17 protein-coding genes are annotated in these 19,308 nt (G+C 65.4%); 7 read left to right on the top strand and 10 right to left on the bottom strand.

Annotated features, from left to right (window positions below):
- The 3 genes from AAF184_18815 to AAF184_18825 form a co-directional block, all read right to left on the bottom strand.
- A partial coding sequence (locus AAF184_18815; GenBank protein MEO0424396.1) for a LytTR family DNA-binding domain-containing protein occupies nucleotides 1-693 on the bottom strand: 693 nt, incomplete at its 3' end.
- Nucleotides 686-1,861 (bottom strand): histidine kinase, encoded by a 1,176-nt coding sequence (locus tag AAF184_18820; GenBank protein ID MEO0424397.1) that lies wholly within the window; start codon nucleotides 1,859-1,861, stop codon nucleotides 686-688. The genes AAF184_18820 and AAF184_18815, both read right to left, overlap by 8 nt.
- Before the next feature lie 138 nt (nucleotides 1,862-1,999).
- Nucleotides 2,000-2,890, bottom strand: coding sequence for a hypothetical protein (locus AAF184_18825; GenBank protein MEO0424398.1), 891 nt, complete (start codon nucleotides 2,888-2,890; stop codon nucleotides 2,000-2,002).
- Between the two features lie 266 nt (nucleotides 2,891-3,156).
- Here AAF184_18825 and AAF184_18830 point away from each other — a divergent pair, with 266 nt between their 5' ends.
- Complete coding sequence (locus tag AAF184_18830; GenBank protein MEO0424399.1) at nucleotides 3,157-3,783, top strand: LysE family transporter; 627 nt, start codon at nucleotides 3,157-3,159, stop codon at nucleotides 3,781-3,783.
- A 55-nt stretch (nucleotides 3,784-3,838) separates the two neighbouring features.
- Here the strand turns inward: AAF184_18830 and AAF184_18835 are convergent, their stop codons facing one another.
- Nucleotides 3,839-4,753, bottom strand: coding sequence for an alpha/beta hydrolase-fold protein (locus AAF184_18835; protein ID MEO0424400.1), 915 nt, complete (start codon nucleotides 4,751-4,753; stop codon nucleotides 3,839-3,841).
- 2 nt (nucleotides 4,754-4,755) lie between these two features.
- Complete coding sequence (locus AAF184_18840) at nucleotides 4,756-6,321, bottom strand: winged helix-turn-helix domain-containing protein (GenBank protein MEO0424401.1); 1,566 nt, start codon at nucleotides 6,319-6,321, stop codon at nucleotides 4,756-4,758.
- A gap of 180 nt (nucleotides 6,322-6,501) precedes the next feature.
- Here AAF184_18840 and AAF184_18845 point away from each other — a divergent pair, with 180 nt between their 5' ends.
- Both AAF184_18845 and AAF184_18850 read left to right on the top strand, forming a co-directional pair.
- Complete coding sequence (locus AAF184_18845) at nucleotides 6,502-6,864, top strand: DsrE family protein (GenBank protein ID MEO0424402.1); 363 nt, start codon at nucleotides 6,502-6,504, stop codon at nucleotides 6,862-6,864.
- 15 nt (nucleotides 6,865-6,879) lie between these two features.
- The gene (locus AAF184_18850; protein MEO0424403.1) at nucleotides 6,880-7,743 is read left to right on the top strand and encodes a class I SAM-dependent methyltransferase; all 864 of its coding nucleotides are present in this window, start codon (nucleotides 6,880-6,882) and stop codon (nucleotides 7,741-7,743) included.
- 76 nt (nucleotides 7,744-7,819) lie between these two features.
- On the opposite strand, the gene AAF184_18855 is transcribed toward AAF184_18850, so the two are convergent.
- The 4 genes from AAF184_18855 to AAF184_18870 all read right to left on the bottom strand — a co-directional run bounded on the left by AAF184_18855 (nucleotide 7,820) and on the right by AAF184_18870 (nucleotide 14,529).
- A complete protein-coding gene (locus tag AAF184_18855) occupies nucleotides 7,820-9,031 on the bottom strand; it encodes a DUF418 domain-containing protein (protein ID MEO0424404.1) in 1,212 nt (403 codons plus the stop codon).
- 11 nt (nucleotides 9,032-9,042) lie between these two features.
- Nucleotides 9,043-9,432 (bottom strand): GFA family protein, encoded by a 390-nt coding sequence (locus AAF184_18860; protein ID MEO0424405.1) that lies wholly within the window; start codon nucleotides 9,430-9,432, stop codon nucleotides 9,043-9,045.
- Nucleotides 9,433-9,506: 74 nt separating this feature from the next.
- Complete coding sequence (gene prsT / locus AAF184_18865) at nucleotides 9,507-12,290, bottom strand: XrtA/PEP-CTERM system TPR-repeat protein PrsT (GenBank protein ID MEO0424406.1); 2,784 nt, start codon at nucleotides 12,288-12,290, stop codon at nucleotides 9,507-9,509.
- A gap of 151 nt (nucleotides 12,291-12,441) precedes the next feature.
- A complete protein-coding gene (locus AAF184_18870) occupies nucleotides 12,442-14,529 on the bottom strand; it encodes a hypothetical protein (GenBank protein MEO0424407.1) in 2,088 nt (695 codons plus the stop codon).
- Between the two features lie 250 nt (nucleotides 14,530-14,779).
- Here AAF184_18870 and AAF184_18875 point away from each other — a divergent pair, with 250 nt between their 5' ends.
- From AAF184_18875 to AAF184_18890, 4 genes are all read left to right on the top strand, one after another.
- Nucleotides 14,780-15,406: a PEP-CTERM sorting domain-containing protein gene (locus AAF184_18875; protein MEO0424408.1), complete on the top strand. Its 627-nt coding sequence runs from the start codon at nucleotides 14,780-14,782 to the stop codon at nucleotides 15,404-15,406.
- A gap of 464 nt (nucleotides 15,407-15,870) precedes the next feature.
- A complete protein-coding gene (locus AAF184_18880) occupies nucleotides 15,871-17,751 on the top strand; it encodes an ABC transporter ATP-binding protein (protein MEO0424409.1) in 1,881 nt (626 codons plus the stop codon).
- Nucleotides 17,752-17,760: 9 nt separating this feature from the next.
- A complete protein-coding gene (locus AAF184_18885; GenBank protein ID MEO0424410.1) occupies nucleotides 17,761-18,612 on the top strand; it encodes an RNA pseudouridine synthase in 852 nt (283 codons plus the stop codon).
- 137 nt (nucleotides 18,613-18,749) lie between these two features.
- Nucleotides 18,750-19,007, top strand: coding sequence for a hypothetical protein (locus tag AAF184_18890; GenBank protein ID MEO0424411.1), 258 nt, complete (start codon nucleotides 18,750-18,752; stop codon nucleotides 19,005-19,007).
- 65 nt (nucleotides 19,008-19,072) lie between these two features.
- On the opposite strand, the gene AAF184_18895 is transcribed toward AAF184_18890, so the two are convergent.
- Nucleotides 19,073-19,308, bottom strand: a 236-nt coding sequence (locus AAF184_18895) for a glutaminyl-peptide cyclotransferase (GenBank protein MEO0424412.1), incomplete at its 5' end; no start/stop codon positions are given.

Consider the following 19,308-nt stretch of genomic DNA (forward strand, 5'->3'; position numbering starts at 1 on the left):
GCGGCGACTCATGCGGATCTGGGCGCCACTGGCAAGGCTCAGCATCGCATCGCCACGCTTGATCGGTTCGATGCTTCGCAGAAAGCTCACGTTCACCACGGCCGAGCGGTGCACCCGCACAAAGTGATCGCCGAGGCGCTGTTCCAGCTGCTGCAACGCCTCGCGCAGGACGTAGCGACGATCCCCCGTGTGGATGACGCAGTAGCCGCCGGCGCACTCAATCCACTGAATTCCCTCGGCGGGGACGTAGGTGATGACGCCGCCATCACGAATCTGAAGCCGCTTCGCGGGTTCCGCCGACTGGGTGGATGGCCTGTCGCTGGTGCGCGGTGCAGCCAGCCAGTGACGCGCGCGGTCGAGCGCCCGCTCCAGGTGTTCCCGGTTGAAGGGTTTCTTCAGGTAGTCGACGGCGCCGACGCGGAACGCGTCGATCGCGTAGTCGCTGTAGGCCGTGACGAAGATGATCGCGGGCGGGCGGTCCTCGTCGATCACATCGAGCAGCCCGAAGCCGCTCTCACCAGCCAGGTTCACGTCGAGGAGAACCACGTTTGGCGTGCGATCGGTGACCAGGCGTTGCGCCTGATCTAGGGTGCTGGCCGCGCCGACGATGGTCAGATCTTCCACCTCACGCAGCCAGCGCATGAGTAGGTCGCGCGCCAGGGGTTCGTCGTCGATCAGCAAGACCTCAAGCATCCGGATCGACCCGCCATCGAATGGTCGCTTGGGTGCCGCCTGAGGTGCCGTCCAGCGAGAGCGATCCGTGGCGATTGGGGTAGGCATTCAGTAGCTCACGGACGAAGCGCAGACCGTGGCCCGTGCCTTGCGGGTGGGTATCGATGCCCGGCCCGTTGTCGGTGACGTGCACGATGACCTCACCGTCCACCCGCCTCGCGTTCACCTGAACGACGAGTTCCGGTGAGCCTTCCGTGCCGCGGCGCCGCCCGTGCTTGAGGGCGTTCTCCACCAGCGGTTGGGTGATCAGGCAGGGCACGGTGACGGCGGCGACGGTCGGGTCGAGGGTCGTCTCCCACTTGAGCCCGTCCCCGAAGCGCACGGCCTCCAGGCGCAGGTAGGACTCCAGCCAATCGAATTCATCGGTGAGCGTATGGGTTTGCTGCTCGCTCATGTGTAAGGCGCGGCGCAGGATGTCGGCCAGGTCGATCAGCATCTCGCGCGCTTGCGGCACGTTCACATCCATCAGGGACGAGACGGAGTGCAGGGCGTTGAACAGAAAATGCGGTTGGAGCTGCGCCCGCAGCACGCCGAGGCGCGCTTCCACCAGGCCGCGTTGGAGGGTCTCGTTGTGCAGCTGGAGCATGAGGCCTTCGTGCTCACTTCGCCGCAGCGCCGTGTGGTAATCGACGGCGAAGTAGGCGCCGATCACGAACCAGTAGAAGAGGTTGTACCAGGCGCCTTCGCTCACCCATCGCGTCAGCACCTGCTGGGCGAAGGGCGGCTGCGCGTAGGGCAGCTGATCCACCGGTTCGATGTGCAGGCGGATGATGACCGAGAGCACGATCGCCGTGGCCGCGCAGAGCAGGCTCAGGGGCAGGTGCACCGTGAGCACGTGGCGCAGGCGCACGGGAGGGAAGCGGTGGGCGACGGCGAGGATGACCGGCGCACCGAGCAGCCAGAAGGACCAGTCCAACACCCCAAGGGCGACGAGTCGGTACCAGGGCAGGGGGACCTGGGCGTTGGCGTACCAGGCGGCCCAGTAGGCCATGAAGCCAAGGCTGGTGACGGCCCAGACGAAGCCCACCAACCAGAGGGACCGCCAGGGCGCGAAGCCGCTTAGCGTGTTGCTCGCAGGGCGTGGGTCGGTGCCTGAGCGTGCCAGGGCAAGGGTGTCGGCATCGGACATGCGGGCAGCATAGCGGCTCACTGCCGCCAGTGCTGTCGATGCGGTCCGTGCTTGGGGCAGCTCAGGGTGGGACATGGGCGAGAAGGCCGGCAGATCCTAAGGGGAGTGGGGGCGGATCTGCCGGCGAGGGGACCGAGGTTAGTCGGCAGGGTTCGCGACGCGCACCTTCAGCAGGCGCGAGAGCTGCACGAACGCCTCGGAGATCAGCAGCGTACCGCTGGCTTGATCGAAGCCGACGCCGTTCGGAAACTCGATGTCCCGACTGAGATCGCGGGAGACGGTCTGCCCCGTCGACGGGTTCACGCGCAGCAACTCAGCACCCTGAACGCCGGTGGCGTAGAGCAGGCCGTTGACGAACTCGAGGTGGCCGATGGTGGCGAAGAAGCCCGGCCGCTCCACCTGGGTGATCACCGTCTGCTGCCCTTCCTGATCGATGGCGATGATGGTGCCGTCGTGGAAGTTGGCCGTGTACAGGATGCCGTCGTCGCCGAGGGTGATGCCGACCGGGGCCAGCAACGCGCCGCCTTCACTGAAGGTGCTCACCACGCCGTCGGGGGTGATCTTCTGCACCGCCGTGCCCTGGCCGAGGCCCGTCTGCGGGTCGGACTCACCGAACTGGGAGACGTACAGGTTGTCCTGGTCGTCGATGGTGATGCCGGCCGGGAACGGCAGGGTGTCGGCGAAGTGGGTGACCTCGCCTGCCGGCGATACCTTGCTCACCGAGGCCGAGTTGAAGTTGGTGACGAAGACGTTGCCTAACGAATCGGTGGTCGCATCGATGGGCCCTTCGAGGGCGTCGGTGATGAAGAAGGTGTTGCCTTCAGGGGTGATGATGAAGAGGCGGTCGCCGCTGAAGCCCTCAGCGGTGTAGATGTCGCCGTTCTCCGCGACGTGCACGCCGTCCATCACCAGCGCCTTCAGGGGCAAGCTGCGGCGGTTCTCGGCGAGGGCGGGGTTGGCGGCGGTCATCAGCACCAGGCCGGCCACCGTCATGGTGCTGGCGAGGGTGCGAGGCGAGAGTGTGAACATATTGATCTCCTTGGCATTCACGCTGAGCGTCTGGCTCGGGGGCACTCTCGCGACGGCCCCGATGGGGCACAAGGCAAAAATCGTGAACGGGATCGAGGGGGGAAGTAAGCGGCCAGCGGTCGTGGCGCAGTGGGATCGACAAGCGTGTGAGCGGGCAACGGTCGCTCCGCCGCTCTGTCCTCGGTAGTCAGGGCTTGGTGTGTATAGTGATCGGCGCCTGGCCGGAGGACGGTCCATCGACAGCACCGCTTGGAGCGCTCGACTGCATGGAATTGCTACTGCCCTTGGTGATGCTCGCGCTGGTGCACACGGTTGCCGTGATAAGCCCCGGGCCCACATTGGTACTCGTGGCGCAAACGGCTGCCGGAAAATCGCGAGCGACGGCCACCGCCGCCGCGGGCGGCATCGCCTTCGGCACCTTCGTTTGGGCCACCTCGGCGTTGTTCGGCTTGGATCTGCTGTTCCAAGTGGCGCCGTGGCTCTACCTAACGATAAAGATCGCTGGTGGCGTGTTCCTGCTGTACCTGGCGTACAAGCTGTGGAGCAGCGCGTCGCAACCCCTGGCCTTGGCCGCGACGGATGATGCTCAGGCGCAGGACGATGGTTGGCGGGCGGCGCGCACGGGCTTGTGGGTTCAGCTCTCCAACCCCAAAGTGGCCGTGTTCTTCGGGTCGATCTTCGTGGCTGTGTTGCCGACCGACCGATCCCTGGTGCTGTCCGCGGCGGCGATCGCGCTGGTCACGCTGATCGAGTTCTCCTGGTACGCGCTGATGGCGGCCGCATTCGCGCAGTCGCGGGTCGCCTCGGCGTACGGCCGGGCTAAATCTGTGGTGGATCGGGCGTGTGCCGGTGTGCTCGGCGCCCTAGGGGTAGGCGTGTTGGCGACTCGGTGACCGTCGACACCCTGCGGCGCGTCGGCGAGGGCCTGATCAGGCGGTGGACGGAGCCCTAGGGCTGCCCATCCACCTCGAGGTACCAGGGCGTCGGCCCGTAGGGAGTCGGCGCTATACCGAACAGCCACTTCAGCGCGTCGCGGGCCGCGTGGTGATAGATGGACGAGTGCGTGTCGTCCTCGGCGCGATCGACGAACCGTACGGTTGCGGCGGTGGGGGCTTTCTCCAGTGCTGCCAGCACTTCATCCAGTCCCAAGCGCATCGTGCCTCCCTCATCCGCCATCGTGAGGTAGAGCCGATGATCAGCATCAGGGTGCTTCTCGAGCAGCTCCGATGCCTGCCTGGCGAGGCGCCGGTCATCCCACCACAGGCTCGGTGAGACCGCGACGTAGTCATCGAAGGCGTCCGGCTGCTCGAGGAATGTCTCGACGATGAAGAGTCCTGCCAAGGACTCGCCGATGATTACGGATCGCCCCGTCTCGTAGCGCGCTTCGATGAAGGGCTTCACCTCCTCGAGCAGGTGACGGCGAAACTGATGCGAGCGTCCCCAGCCTTCGAAGCCGTTCGTCTGGTAGCGCGGATCCGTCGCCTTCGGGCTGATCTCCTGGCGGCGTTCGTAGGTGCGCACACCCACCACGATCATCGGTTGCCGCTCGCCGTTCACCAGGGTGAGTTGGGAGAGTCCCGCGAGGTGCACGAAGTCCTGGTCGAGGCCGCCGTCGACCACGTAGAGCACGGGCAGCGGCGTCTCGAAATAGCCCTTGCCCCAGTCCGGCAGGGTGGGGGCGTAGATATTGATCTCCCGCGGCGTGCCGTAGATCGCCGAGGGATATTGATAGGTATCACCGAGCACCAATGGCGCGGGAGAGATCTCGAGTGTCGAGGCTGCTTTTTGCTCGGTGGCTTCGTCGCTCAGCGCGCAGATGGGCAACAGGGCGATCAGCACCCTCAGAAGTCTTGCGTAGTGCATCGTCAGCTCACCCCACTGCGCGACAGGCCTTCCAGGTAGAGGTCGATCTGCGCAGGGTCGTTCAAGTAGAAGAGCTTCTCGCGCACGAACGCCAGGGAGAAGCCGGGCACCTCTCGGCGCAGGCGTTCGGCCAGTTCACTGGCCTGCGTGATGCGATCGAGGTGGGCGAGGGCGACCACGCGGTGGGCGGTGGTCCAGTACTGGTGATTCGGGTTACTCCGGGCCTGGTCCAACCAGCGCAGGGCGCGCTCGAAGTTGCCCATGAACAGCAGGGCGAGGGCGCCGTAGGTGTAGAAGGCCCAGAGCTGCGGGTCGTTGGGGCTCAAGGCGATGGACTTCTCGAAGCAGGCGATCGACTCCTCGTAGTGGCCGCCGTAGGCGAGGGAATCTCCGAGCGCGCAGTGGGCCACGGCGAGGGTGGGGTTGAGTGCGATGGCTCGCTTGTTCTCGTCCACGGCCACGTCGTACTCCCCTCGGGCCAGGAGCACGCGTGCGCGCAGGGCGTGGAAGGTGGCATTGCGGCGGTCGAGGGAGACGGCGCGGTCGCAGGCGGCGAGCGCTTCGTCGAGGCGCGCCTGACTCGGCTCCGTGTCCCAGTACACCATGCCGAGCACCGTGGCGTAGGCCCACCAGGCCCAGGCGTCGCCGAAGCGTTCGTCGAGCTCTCGGCTCTGGCGCAGCAGCCGCTGGGCTTCGAGGTTGTCCTCGCCGGTGAAGCGATAGAAGTGGTAGGTGCCCATGTGGAAGCAGTCCCAGGCCTGCAGGTTGGTCGGCCGGGCCGTGAGCACACGGTTGCGCTCAGCGTAGCCGATCTCCGGCTCGAGGCGGGCCACGATGCGTTCGGTGATCTCATCCTGCAGGGCGAAGATATCCTCTAGCTCGCGATCGAAGCGCTCGGTCCACATGCTGTGGGCACTGAGCGCATCGAGGAGGCTGACGGTGACGCGCACATGATCGGCACTGCGTTGCACGCTGCCTTCCACCACGTACTCCACGGAGAGTTCCTTGCCTACCTCACTTACGTCTACGGCACGATCGCGAAAGCCGAAGGCCGTGTTGCGCGCGACCACGTCCAGCCAGCGGTGGCGGGCGAGGTGGCTGATGATGTCCGTGGTGATGCCGTCCGCCAGGTAATCCTGACCGCGTTCGCCCGAGAGGTTGGCGAAGGGCAGCACCAGGACGGCGGGCTTGTGACTGGTCGTGGACGCCGCCGGTGTGGTCGTCTTAGCGGCCGGCGGCGGCGAGGCGCCGGCCTCCGTCACCGACACCCGTTCGCCCGCGAAGCGGAACCCTCGCTTGTGCACGGTGCGGATGAAGTGCTGGCTGCGCCCGTCATCCCCGAGGAGCTGGCGCAGCAGCTTGATGCGGCTGCTCAAGGCGGCATCGGACACCACGCGCCCGCGCCACACCTCCCTGTGGATCTCCTCACGCGACACCATGCGCTCGTGATGGCGCAGTAGCAGTCCCAGCAGCTCGAGCACCTGCGGTTCGGAGGCCAGCAGTTCGCCATCACGGCGCAGCTCCAGGCGCTCGTCGTCGAAGGTGAAGAGGTCGAAGCGATATTGCATTTGCACACTCAGAAGCGGCGTAAGCACCTGTTTTTCTGAACTATACCAATCTTCAGAGTTTCTCCAGAAATAAATCTCGTGTTCGCCAAGTCTCCGCATGGGGAGGCTCCTATCATGCGCAGCACCTGGCGCGGAGAGTCGCGCCGACGCTTACCACAATCAACCGCAACGGAGTCACTCATGAGCACCTCAGCGAAGTACCTCATCAACTGTCAGGACGGCACCAACAACCTCGAGCGCGCCACTATCTCCTTCATCCTGGCGGTGACCGCGTCGAAGACCGCGGAGACCGCCGTGTTCGTCTCCTCCGACGCCAGCGACCTGTGCTGCAAGGGCGCCCTGGACGGCCTGGTCGCGGACGGCTACGAGCCCATCGCCGGCCTCGTCCACGACTTCCTCGCCAACGGCGGCAAGATCTGGCTCTGCCCCGCCTGCGTGCGGGCCAAGAAGATCAGTGAGACCGACCTCATCGACGGCGTTGAGATTGCCGGTGCGCCCAAGTCCATGGCCTTCCTGGCCAGCGGCGCTCACCTGTTGGCCTAAGGCGGAGATTCACCCATGACTAACGATGTTGTGATCGAAGCCTGGAACACCGTGCTGTTCGAGAAGTTCTCCCGCTTCAAATACCTGTTCGTGGAGGGCTACGCGGCGATCAGCCGCGAGGTCCTCGGGCGCACACGCCGCTCGCCGCACGCCAAGGTGCTCGACGTGGGGTGCGGCTTCGGCGACTGCACCATCGAGATCGCCCGCGGCTTGGGCGAGGCAGGGTCGGCGACGGGCGTGGACTGTGCGGCCAACTTCATCGCCGCCAGCCGCGAGGCCGCTGACGAGACGGCTATCGCCAACGCCAACTTCTTCGTCGCCGACGTGGAGGTGGACGATCTGGCAGGCCCCTACGACGAGGCCTTCGCCCGCTTCGGCACCATGTTCTTCGGTATGCCCGGCGCGGCGATGCGCAACATCCGTCGATCCCTGAAGCCGGGGGCGAAGTTCACCCAGGTGGTGTGGCGCAAGCGCGAAGACAATCCGTGGTTGCACGATGCGGAGCGGCTGGTGCGTGAGATCGTGCCCGTGGTGGCCCACGAGGATACGGACGCCGTGCACTGCGGACCGGGCCCCTTCTCCATGGCAGGCCCCGACATGGTCAGCGATCTGCTGATCTCAGCCGGCTTCGAACGGGTGCAGTTCGAGCGCTTCGACGCGGACATCTGCATCGGCCGCAACGTGGAAGAGGCGATCGAATTCGCGCTCGAGATCGGTCCGGCGGGAGAGATCATCCGCTTAGCCGAGGAGGAGGGTGAGCGCCTGCGGCCCACGGTCAAGCGTGAGCTCGCCGGGCTGATCGAGCGCTACGCGCGGAAAGATGGGTCGATCTGGGCGCCTTCCAGCGCGTGGTTCGTGACCGCCTACAACCCGCGCTAGCGATGACCGGGAGGCGAGTGGGCGTCGCGCGGTACGCCCACCGCATCCGTTGGTGCTCCGTGCTGGCGTGCGGGACTCAAGGTTCGTTGCGCAGTGCCATGGGCTGGCGACGTCCGTAGCTCAGGCTCCGCCACACCCACTCCATGGGGCCGAAGCGATAGCGTGCGAGCCACCACCGTGAGAGGCAAGCCTGCAAAGCGAGGATTCCGAGGGCGGCGACCAGCACGCCGATCGCCCCGTAGCGTGGACCCACGCCCAAGCCGATGCCGTAGAAGATCGCCACACCGATCACCGACTGCGCCAGGTAGTTGGTGAGGGCCATGCGCCCGAGCGGGGCGAGCCAGTCGAGGACCCTGCGCCATCCCGCGCTGTGCACGTACAGCCTGACGAAGCTCGCCATGTAGAAGAGCCCCAGCATGAGGGGGGCGGCGTTGTACATGACGCGCCAGAGAATGCGCTCCCGCTCGGGCCCAAGAAAATCGAGCGGTAGATCGATGAGGTCGTAGCGTCGGGTGCTCACGAGCAGGGTGATGACGATAGAGCCCACCAAGGATCCCCACCACAACCTGCGCCAACGCGTGCTGTGTTCTTCGGGTGCCGTCAGCATGCCGCTGTTGCCCAGGGCTACGCCGATGAGCATGCGGCCGAAGATGTAGGTGGGCAGGATCCACACGGCAAAGCGCATCCGTAGGTCCCGCGCCAGATTCCCCTCGAGCATCACCCCGAGCTGTTCGCTGGAAAAGGCGGCGAGCGCTTGCGCCGCCGACTTAGCTGAGCTGATCTGAGCCGGGAGCAATCCGGGGACGATGGGCTGAAGCAGAACGGGCAAGGCCAGGACCACGAAGGCGCCCGCCAGCACGAGTACCGGCCCCGGCAGGCGAGCTAAGGGAATCAGCAGCAGCCCCAGCAGCGCGTAGTAGCGCAGGATGTCACCCCACCACACCAGGTAAGCATGGGCGAGGCCAATGACCAGGAGCACGAGCAGGCGTCGCAGGTAGGTGCGCATCGCTTGGGCGTCGCCGTGGGCCTTGCGCATCTGTAGCGAGAAGCCCACGCCGAAGAGCAGGGTGAACAGGGTGATCGAGGTGCCGTTCACGAACAGGGACATCCATTCGCTGATCACCCTGTCTATCGCCGCGGTGGGCAGGGCCGACTTCTCCGACGACGGCAGCAGATCGTACAGCGACAGCATGCGCAGGTTGGCGAGGAGCACGCCGATGAGGGCGAAGCCGCGCAGGGCGTCGAGCAGCGTGGAGCGGTCGCGCTGGGGGCTGAGGGTCTCAGGCATCAGGCGGCGCGTCAGCGTCGTTCGCAGTCGGGCGGGAGCGTGACCCAGTCGTAGCGCTTGCTGTCGGTACCGGAGACGGTGGGTCGGTCGGGGAACTGCTCGGTGAAGCACCCACCGGCGACGCCGAGCTGTCCCTCGAGGGTAGAGATTTTCCAGCACAAGGTGGTGCCGCAACGCGGGCAGAAGAAGCGCTGCTGATCGTGGTCGTAGGTGTGGTTGTGCAGGGCGTATTCCTGCCGCTCACCGTGCAAGGTGATGTCCGCCTCGCGGAAATAGAGGGAGATGCCGAAGGCGCTCCCCGTGCGTTGCTTGCAGTTGTCGCAATGGCAGACGGCGTTGATCAGGGGCTCGTCGCGGGCTTCGAGGTGGAATTGCCCGCAGGCGCATCGTGCGTGACGCATGGACGAACGTATTGGCTAGGGGTGATCGTGCGAGGCGAGCTGGCGAGGCGTGGGCCTCGCCAGCTCTGACCGCATCACAGGGTGTTCAGCAGGGCCTGCGCGTCGTCGCGAGACTCGAACTGGGGGATGTTCGCCAGCGCCTGCTCCAGCATCGCCTTAGCCTGCGCGGCATCGCCCGAACGGACCAGGCCGGCCGCGAGATGGTAGGCGATGTCGCCGTTGTCCGGCGCGGCCTCATGCGCGTCGCGCAGCAGCGAGACGCCGTTGTCCACTTGCCCGAAGGTCACCAACACCCAGCCGTAGGTGTCCTGGATGATGGGGAAGTTAGGGGCCTGATCGAAGGCCTGCTTGGCGATCTCGACGGCGCGCTCGTCCTCGTTGAGTTGGTACAGCAGTGCCAGGTTGTTGAGGGCGACCAGGCTCCGTGGACTCGTCGCCAGGATGCGCTCGTACTCGGCCGCTGCAGCGTCGAAGTCGCCATCCACCTGCTTGGCTTGGGCCACCAACAAGCGCACGCCGTTGTCCGAGGGGCGCGCTTGCAACCAGTCGGTGAGCACGTCGTAGGCGTCGTCGCGCCCAAGGCTGCGGCGGGTGTTAAAGACGCGCTCAGCCAGGGTGGGGCTTGGCGATTCGCCCAGCGCGCGTTCGAAGTAGTCGAGCGCCTGCGCATCGTCGCCGCGCGCCAGCGCGATGTCGCCCCGCATCACGAGGGCAGGAAGACGTGAACGTTCGGGATCGGCAGCCTCATACTCGCTCACGCGCTGCTCGGCCAGATCCAACTCCTTGCGCGCCAAGGAGACGCGCGCGAGTACTTCGAGCGCTTGCGCGTCGCCCGGCACGAGCTTGAGCAGGCGGTCGGCCGACTGTTCAGCTTTCGCGAAACTCGCCGTGGCGACCTCGGCTCGCAGCAGGTTGCGCAGGGGATCGACGGCTGCCGGGTTGATGCGTAGGGCCTGCTGCAGGCTCTCCGTTGCCTTCGCGGTCTTGCCTTGGGCGAGGAGCGCGACGCCGAGCGCGTTGTGGGCGGCGGCCAAGCGCGGCTGAAGGGAAACGACTTCGGCCGCCACCAGCTCGGCCGCCTGAGCTTCGCCGGCCTCGAGCAACAGCTGGGTGAGCTGCAGCCGCGGCGTGATCGCGTTCGGATCTGCCTCCCGTGCGGCCTGCAGGCTGGCGATGCCCTGCTCGCGATCGCCCGCTCGCAGCAGCTTGCTACCGAGTGCTTCCAGCACAGCGGCGTCTTCGGGATTGCTGCGCAGGAAGTTCCGCAGGACCTCCACGCCGTTGGGTGAGTCCCCCAAACGATCGGACACGGATGCCAGGTTGATGGCAGCCGCGGAGGCCGCGGGATCCAGCGAGAGGGCGCTCTCGAAGAAGTCCTTCGCCACGGTTGGGTTGTCCTTAACCTCCACCAGGCCCTGGAGCGTCACGATAGATGCCTCGCGTGGGAAGCTCTCAGCAGCCGCTGCCGCTTGCCCACGCGCCTTGTCGAGATCACCCGCCTCCATGGTGAGCAGGATCTGCACCATCGTCACGCGGGTGCGTGCAAGCTCGCCTACCCAACGGGTGTCCTCGATCATCGCGGCCGCATCGTCCATACGTCCCGCGCGTACGTAGGCGCTGATCAACTCGAGCTTCACATCCTGGTTGCCCGGATCGTTCTTCAGCGATTGTTCCCAGAAGGTGACGGCGCCCGCGATGTCGCCTGACTCGGCCTTCGCCGTGCCAACCATCGCGAGAAAATCGCCCTGAGACATGCGACGGCCCGCGCGACGTGTCTCGTCGTTCTGCTCAGCCATGCCCTCCTCGGCGGCGGCGAGTAAGCGCCTTGCCTCGGCGTTGTTGGGGTCGCGCTGGACCAGGCGAGCCAACACCTGCCTGGCCTGCGTGTAGGAGGAGTTGGCTAGGAACACCTTGGCTTGTAGGAGGAGGGCCGGATCGAAGTCGGGTGCCTCCACGACCACGCGGGCGGCGAGTTCGTTGGCGGTCGGGATGTCTTCTCTTGCGAAGGCGATCCGCGCTTGGATGTACTTGGCGAGCACGGTGTCGGGCTCGATCTCGTCCAGGGCGGCGACGGTCTGCTCGGCTTCGTCGATCTTGCCTTGGGCGAGCTGCGACTCGGCTAGGGAAAGAAATAGGTCCCAGCGGGTGGAAGGGGCATCCGACTCAGTGCGTGCATCGATGGCTGCTTGGTACACGGCCTCCGCTTCTGCGGGTCGCTGAGTGACCAACAGGAAGCGACCGTATTCGACGGCCACCTTCATCGAGTCGGCGTGCTCGGCCCGTGCCTTATCCAGGAGTGCTTCTGCGCCTTGACGATCCCCGGTGGCGTCCAACTCACGGGCCTTGCCGAGCAGTGCATCTTCGTTCCTAGGATCGATCTCGAGGGCTCGATTGAAGGCGCGAAGGGCCAGATCAGATTGGCCGAGTTGCTCATGGGCAAGGCCTGCGAGTGACTCCGCGTGGGCCGAGGGTTCTTCGATGTTGTCGAGTTCCGCAAGTGCTTCGCGTGCGCGTGCGAGGCCGATCAGCGCTTCGGCCATGGGCTCCAGGGTGGCGGCTTCGTCGTAGCCGCGCTCGCGCGCGCGACGCAGTTCCTTCTCTGCCGTGGCCATATCGCCGAGCGTGAGGGAGACGACGGCGAGCTGGAAGCGGGCCTCCGCGTTCTCCGGCTCGCTGGCGACCACGGAACGCAGGTCGACTAGCGCCGCCCGGTAGCGACCCTCATCGATGGCAGCTTCAGCGCGAGAGAGCAGTTCGGGCGCGTCGGGGCTCGCGCAGCCGGCGATGAGGGCGCTCGCGATGAAGGCGGCGACCCAGCGCCCCCGGCTTGATCGGATAAACGACCGATTGGCTGGCATCTAGCTTCTCCCTTCGCCCTGACCGTAACGAGTAGGACGCGTAGTCTACCCGCCAAGACGCACTTGACACGAGCGACGGCGTCGCTCGCGCGAAGGAGAGATAGATTGCGGCGGAGAGCGCCCTAGGGCTGTTCTCCGCCGTTGGGTAGGGTCAGCGTGGCTGGCCGCTGCCGAGGGCGCCCAAATCGAGCGCTTGGGCGCCTAGCTGCAAGCGCAGTGCGCTTGTGTCGGTTTGCGCGCGCAATGCGTCGTCAGGGAAGGTGAAGATAAGGCTTCGCGTGTCTGCGGAGTAGCGCGCATGGCGGCTCACGGCGTCGCCGATCGACAGGGTCGGGAGCGCATCGGTGACGGGGAAGCCCTGATCGGACAGCACCTCTACCTCAACAGCCGAACGGCCGCTCAACCAATCGCTCCGAGCGACATTGCGCACGGCACCCAGCCGAGCGGAGAAGGGCGGCGCTTGGGGGGCTGGACGAAAGGCGATCGCTGCCGGCGCAGGTGTCGTCGGTTGCGCGCCCGTGCCCCGATCGCGACGGCTGGCGAGGTTCACGTTGGCGAGGTAAATCGATCCGCCGTCGTCGGCGCTCTGCCCCGGGTTCGGCAGATCGAAGACGAACCGAATACCGCGGAAATTGGTCAGGTCGACACCGGTGAAGTCCGTTAGGCCGATCCGTACGGTCTGCATCACCGTGTGGCGAAGGAAGGGCGTGCCAACCGGCCCGGTCAGGTTGAGGTACTCACTAAGCTTGCGCGAATCACTCAGTGAGCCGTCGGCGTTGACCAGGGCGATGCTCAGATCGGTCAAACTAGAGTAGTCCGCTTGCCCGAGCTGGCGGGCGATGCGGAAGCTCAGAGTGCGTCGACGCGTGATGTCGCGCCCGGCGCCCGGCGCACTCATGTTGATCTGTACGTATCTGTCGTTCGAAGCGCCGGTCCAGCTCACTTCGGCCGCTCGCTGTACAAGGTCGTGCTGCGGCACGGTGCTGTGCGTCGCGTCCACACCCACGTAGTCGTTTTGAAAGCCGTAGCGGTTGATACCCGTCGCCTGTGAGAAGTCTTCCACGACGAACTCGAGGCGGCGGTTGGCCGCGTCTGCGTAGGATCGATCGACCCGCGTCACATCTGCGATCACCGCTGGCGGTGCATAGGCAGGGTTGAAGTTACGCAGGAATGATGGAGACGCGTCGGCGCCGAGAGTCCCGCGCATCATCGCCATGACGGCAGCGCGACCGATCTGTTGTTGCTCTGGTGAGCCGATCTCTGGGGGGAAGATGGGAGCCTGATCGACGCAGGAACTGATGTCACTCGTCTCCCAAGCGCTGTTCCAGAAGTTGTGGTTGGCGCCCCAGACGGCAAACGAGGATTTCGCGCGCAGCGGCGACTCGACGTTGGCGGCGAGCATGCGATCCAGCGGCTTCACGCCGTCCAACTTGAAGACGTCGCCGTCACACATTGGAAGCAACTGGGTCCAAGCCGTGCCCGCGGCGTTGAACTCAGTGTCGGTTTGCCCGTCGGTGCCTCCTAGCTCGAAGATCGCCTTCACGTTCAGCGGTGCGACGATACGATCCTGCCAGCCCGTCTGAGCATCTGCGTAGAAGTTGTAGGCCGCGCGTACCCCTTCGCCACCGCGGGAGTGGCCAACCAGCCCTACCTCGGAGAGGTCAAGACGCCCCCGGAGAGCTTCCGGAAAGCCGCCGGTCAGCTCGCGTTCGCCTACGTTCCACTCGGACAGACGTTGGAAGTGGCGCAGCACCAGGCGCCCCCGCGCCTTGTTGAGGCCGATATCGTCAGGTCCGGCCGACCCGCACGAAATGCCACGGTTGGTGTTTATCGATACGACCACGAAACCCCATGAGGCGAGCGGCTCGGCGATGTACTCGAATCCCTCGTGGCTTGGCGTGACGACGAAACCGTCGGGGCAGGTGCCGCTGGTGGTGTACTCGCAGCTGGTGTCGAAGCGAGGGTTCGCGCCGCTGCCGCAGGTCGCGCGGTTGCCGTGCATGAAGACCACGGTAGGTAGCGACCCCGTCGCATCGACTGGGTAATAGGTGCGAGCCCAGACCTCCGTGTACTGACCTGCCAGCACCAGATCATCGATCTCCGCCTCCATCCGGTACTCTCCGGTCTCGGTGGCGAAGGGCCCTCGTTCCGAGGCGTCCGGCGCCTGTGCCCATGTTGTTGTTGTTTGAATCGTGACGAGCGCGACAACTAGCGCTGCGTGGCGAGCAGAGAACCTCATTTACCCTCCGGCGTTCCGGTCAGTCGGCCAAAATCCGGCCCGAGGGTACAACATCTCTCCCGCTGCCCGAGGCTGTCGCCTCGACGGTTCACAATCTGCCACTTCAGAGGCGTCGGGGGACTTTACACTGACGCCCCGCCGACAGGAGTGAGTCCGATATTGGCATTGATTTCACTGCGTTTTTTTTGCTGGCACGCGTTGTGCATTACCTCTGGCGGTGAATGCACTCAACTCACAAAGGAGTTTTTCCGTGAAAAGAACAGCAATTATCGCAGCCGGACTGCTCAGCCTCACCATGGCTGGCGCGGCTAACGCAGCCTTCCTGACCGGCGCCCTGTCGATCAGCTCCGCTCCGGTCCCGCCGAACACCGCCGGCCCCGTCATTCCCGTGGACGCCATGGGTATGCAGCTCGACGGTTTCGCAGGCGCTACCGGCCTGGACTTCACCACCACTGGTGAGCTGACCCCGGGTGTCCGTGGTGACATCGTGGTCGACGCCGCAACTGGTGACTTCGTGCCCTTCAACGGCGCTACCGGCACCATCGCCGACTTCTCGTTCACTGGCGCAGGCAATGCCGACTACCCGGCACCGCCCATCGGTGGGTTCGAGTTGTTCGCTGGTGGTCTGAGCTTCGACCTGACCAGCATCGACATCGTGCTGCAGAACGATATCTTCCTGATCCTTTCGGGCGACGGTATCTTCAACGCACCTGGCTTCGATCCCACTCCGGGTACCTTCGAGTTCTCCGCTAACGAAGCTGGCATGACCTTCAGCTTCTCGATCTCGCAGGCCACCATTCCTGAGCCTGCGCCGCTCGCGCTGCTCGGCCTCGGCATCGTACTCCTCGGCGCCAGCCGCCGTCGGGCTGCGGCCTAACACCGAGTTAGGGTGCGTTCGCAAGGCGCGGCGAGTCAGATGACTCGTCGCGCCGACTTTCAGGGTCAGGGATGACTCTGCTCTTTTCGGCGAACGCACAGCCCTAGCCCCTTTCTCCCCAGCTACCACGCCTCCAACGCGCTTCAAGCGCATCCCTCCACCGCGAGGCGACGGCTGACCTTCTCAGCCAACCCTACCCCGGCCTTCCGACACCCCAAGTCGCCCCCGACCGCGGTTTGCTTCACGGCACCCTCGCGCCGGTCTTTAACAAAACCGCCGCCCCAAATGTGCCTCCCCGGGGGCTCGCCAATGCGTCGCTTCTTGATGTGCCGGGTGAATTTCGAGGCGATCAGCATCCGCCGGTGGGCGGCCGACTAACTACCGGTTCGACGCGACATCCCCACCGTCGCTACGATCTCGGTAGATCCCGCCGCTGTGCTCACCTCCGGAGACCCCCGCTGACAATGCAAGCGTTCTTCCAGCGCTTCGAGCGCCTAGTCGAGCCCTTCCCCGAGGGCGCACCGCAGCCGGCCCCCACGCAGCTGCTGCGCTTCTTCCGCCACAGCGTGCGCGGCCTCGAGGCGCCCTTGCTGGCCATGACCCTGCTCAGCACCCTGATGGCGGCGATCGAGGTGTCTCTGTTCGGCTTCACGGGAAAGCTCGTCGACAGCTTGGCTGCCAGCTCCCCGCAGACGTTTCTCTCCGCGCAGTGGCCGATGCTTCTCTTCTTCGCCGCTCTGGTGTTGCTGGCGTTGCCGCTCACGGTCTTTTTTCGCTCCACGCTCGTGCATCAGACGTTGATGGGCAACTTCGCCATGCGCGTGCGCTGGCAGGCCCATCGTTATCTGCTGGAGCAGAGCCTCGCGTTCTTCCAGGATCAACTGGCTGGCGGTGTCGCCACCAAGCTCATGCAAACGTCCCTGGCCGTGCGCGAGTCGGTGATGAAGGTGGGCGACATCATCGTCTACGTCGGCGTGTACTTTCTCAGTATGGTGGTGCTGGTGGCATCGGCGGATTGGCGCCTGATGTTGCCGCTAGCGGTGTGGTTGCTGCTCTACGTGCTGGTGCTGCGGCGGTTGCTGCCTAAACTTCGCAAGGTGTCGGAGCAGCAGGCCGGGGCGCGCTCGGTGATGACCGGTCGGGTCACCGATACCTACAGCCACATCAGCACGGTGAAGCTCTTCTCTCAGGGCGAGCGCGAATCGCGCTACGCGCGCGAGGGCATGCAGGGGTTTTTGGACACCGTGTACCCGCAGATGCGGTTGGTGACCATGCTCAGCGTGTCGGTGTGGACCCTCGGCGCCGCGCTCATCTTCGCGGTGTCCGCCCTGTCGATCTTCCTGTGGATGCAGCAAGCCGTCTCCCCGGGTGCCATCGCTGTGGCCATCGGGCTGTGTCTGCGCTTGAACGGCATGTCGCAGTGGATCATGTGGGAGGTGTCCAGCCTGTCGGAGAACATCGGCACGGTGCGCGATGGCATCAACACCCTGTCCCGTGAGGTGCAGGTGGTGGACAAGCCTGGGGCGACGGCGTTGCGGGTGCTGCGGGGTGACATCTGCATGCGCGACCTGCATTTTGCCTACGACGACCAACAACCCGTGTTCCAGTCCCTCAATCTACACATCCGCGCCGGCGAGAAGGTGGGACTGGTCGGTCGCTCCGGCGCCGGTAAGTCGTCGCTGGTGAGTCTGTTACTGCGCTTCTACGACGTGCAGGGCGGGGAGATTCTGATCGACGATCAGGCCCTCACGGATGTCACCCAGGAGAGCTTGCGGGCCAGCATCGGCATGGTGACGCAGGATACTTCGCTGATGCACCGGTCGATCCGCGACAACATCGCCTACGGCCGACCCGATGCTACCGAGGAACAGATCATCGGTGCTGCGAAACGCGCCCAGGCGTGGGAATTCATCCGCGCCGTACGTGACCCCGAGGGACGCTGCGCGTTGGACGCTCACGTGGGCGATCGCGGCGTGCGCCTCTCCGGTGGCCAGCGCCAGCGCATCGCCATCGCGCGGGTGTTGCTCAAGGATGCACCTATCCTGGTGCTGGACGAGGCGACTTCGGCCTTGGACTCGGAGGTGGAAGCGGCGATCCAGGGCACCCTCGGTGAGCTGATGGAGGGGAAGACCGTGATCGCCATCGCCCACCGCCTATCCACCATCGCGGCAATGGATCGGCTGCTCGTGATGGAGCAGGGTCGCGTGGTCGAGCAGGGCAGTCATCGCGAGCTGGTCGATGCGGGTGGTATCTACTCGCGCTTGTGGGCCCATCAATCGGGTGGATTCCTCGGCGAGGAAGCCTCCGCTCAAGAACACGATAGCTCGTCGGGCTACGCCGCCTGACGCCTCGGGATGAGTGCGGGTGAGGCGCATCTCGAGGTTCACGTGATCGTGCAGGCGACGGGCCGCCTGCCCGTCGACCTGCTGCACGAGGCGAGCGGCTTGCCCAAGCAACGTATCAAATGGGCGATGAGCTGTGGGGCGGTCTGGATGACCCGGGCCCAACACAGCCAGCGCCTGCGCCGGGCCAAGCGCGCGTTGCACGAGGGTGACGAGCTACACCTTTACTACGACGCTGAGATTCTGGCCGAGGTGCCGCCACCACCGGATCTCATCGCCGATGCCGGTGGCTACTCGGTCTGGCGCAAGCCCTACGGCCTGCGCTCCCAGGGGTCGAAGTGGGGCGATCACTGCACGCTGGCCAGGTGGGCTGAGACCCACCTCACACCGGAGCGACCCACCTTCACCGTGCACCGTCTCGATCGCGCGGCCAACGGACTCATGCTCGTGGCCCACACCAAGGCGGTGGCGGAGGCTCTGGCCGAGCGCTTTCGCGAGCGCCGAGTCGAGAAGCGCTACCGAGCATTAGTGTTAGGCGACTTCTCCAGGCATACCGCGCCCCTGCGAGTCGACGTGCCGATCGGCGACAAGGAAGCGGTCAGTGAGATCTCCCTGTGTGAGGTCAGCGCAGATGGGCAACGCTCCCTCGTCGATGTGCGCATCGAGACCGGGCGCAAGCACCAGATTCGCCGCCACTTGAGCGGTCTCGGTTACCCGATCGTGGGGGATCGCCGCTATGGGGAAGCGACGCCCGCGGATGTGGATCTGCAGCTCACGGCGTATCTGTTGGCGTTTCATTGTCCGGTCAATGAGCGCCAGGTGGAGTACCGCCTGCCAGCGTCGCAACTCCCTCAGTGCCACTAGGCGCGAGCTCCATAGCGTGGGCCTATCGCGGCCATAGGAACGCTGTTCGGTATTCGTCGTAACGACTGGGCGTCGGGCGGTGACTTACCCGTACCGATGGCACGCAAGTGCTCAACTGAAGATCCAGGAGATACCTCATGAATACGCTGATTCGCGCCGCTGCCCTGATTGCCGTTTCCACCGGTGCCGCCTTCGCTGACGACGTCGCCTCTGCCGCGCCGAGCTTTGCCGGCGCCGCGCCCTTCGCCATCGCGTCTGCGAGCGCGCCGCTCGCGCCGGTGACGATTCAAGACTACGTATTGGCGCAGCAGGGCAGCCAGGTCTCCGGCGTTGTCGTGATCTCGACCGTGGCCCCGGCTGATCTCGCGATCGATAGTGCGGCCCGTCGCCTGTAAGGCCCGGCTGATGCGGGTTGATAGGTGCGCCGGGGGATGACATCCGCCGGCGCACCTGGGTCGCCCTAGGGGGCAGCCGGGCCCGCGCTTTTCCCCGTGGCCAGCGGGTTGGCGAAGACGTATATCTTCGGCCAGTTCTTGCCGGTCACGTAGATCTCGTCGCGCTCAGCGTCGTAGGCGATGCCGTTCAGCACGTAGTCGTTGGCAGTGCAGCCGAAGCTGCCGCACACAGCTCCTGGCCCCGTGGAGAGGAGGGGGCGGACATCCTTCGCCAGGGCTGAAGCATCGATCGCCAGGGTGA

The sequence above is a fragment of the Pseudomonadota bacterium genome (genome assembly GCA_039815145.1).
Lineage (GTDB): Bacteria > Pseudomonadota > Gammaproteobacteria > Steroidobacterales > JBCBZW01 > JBCBZW01.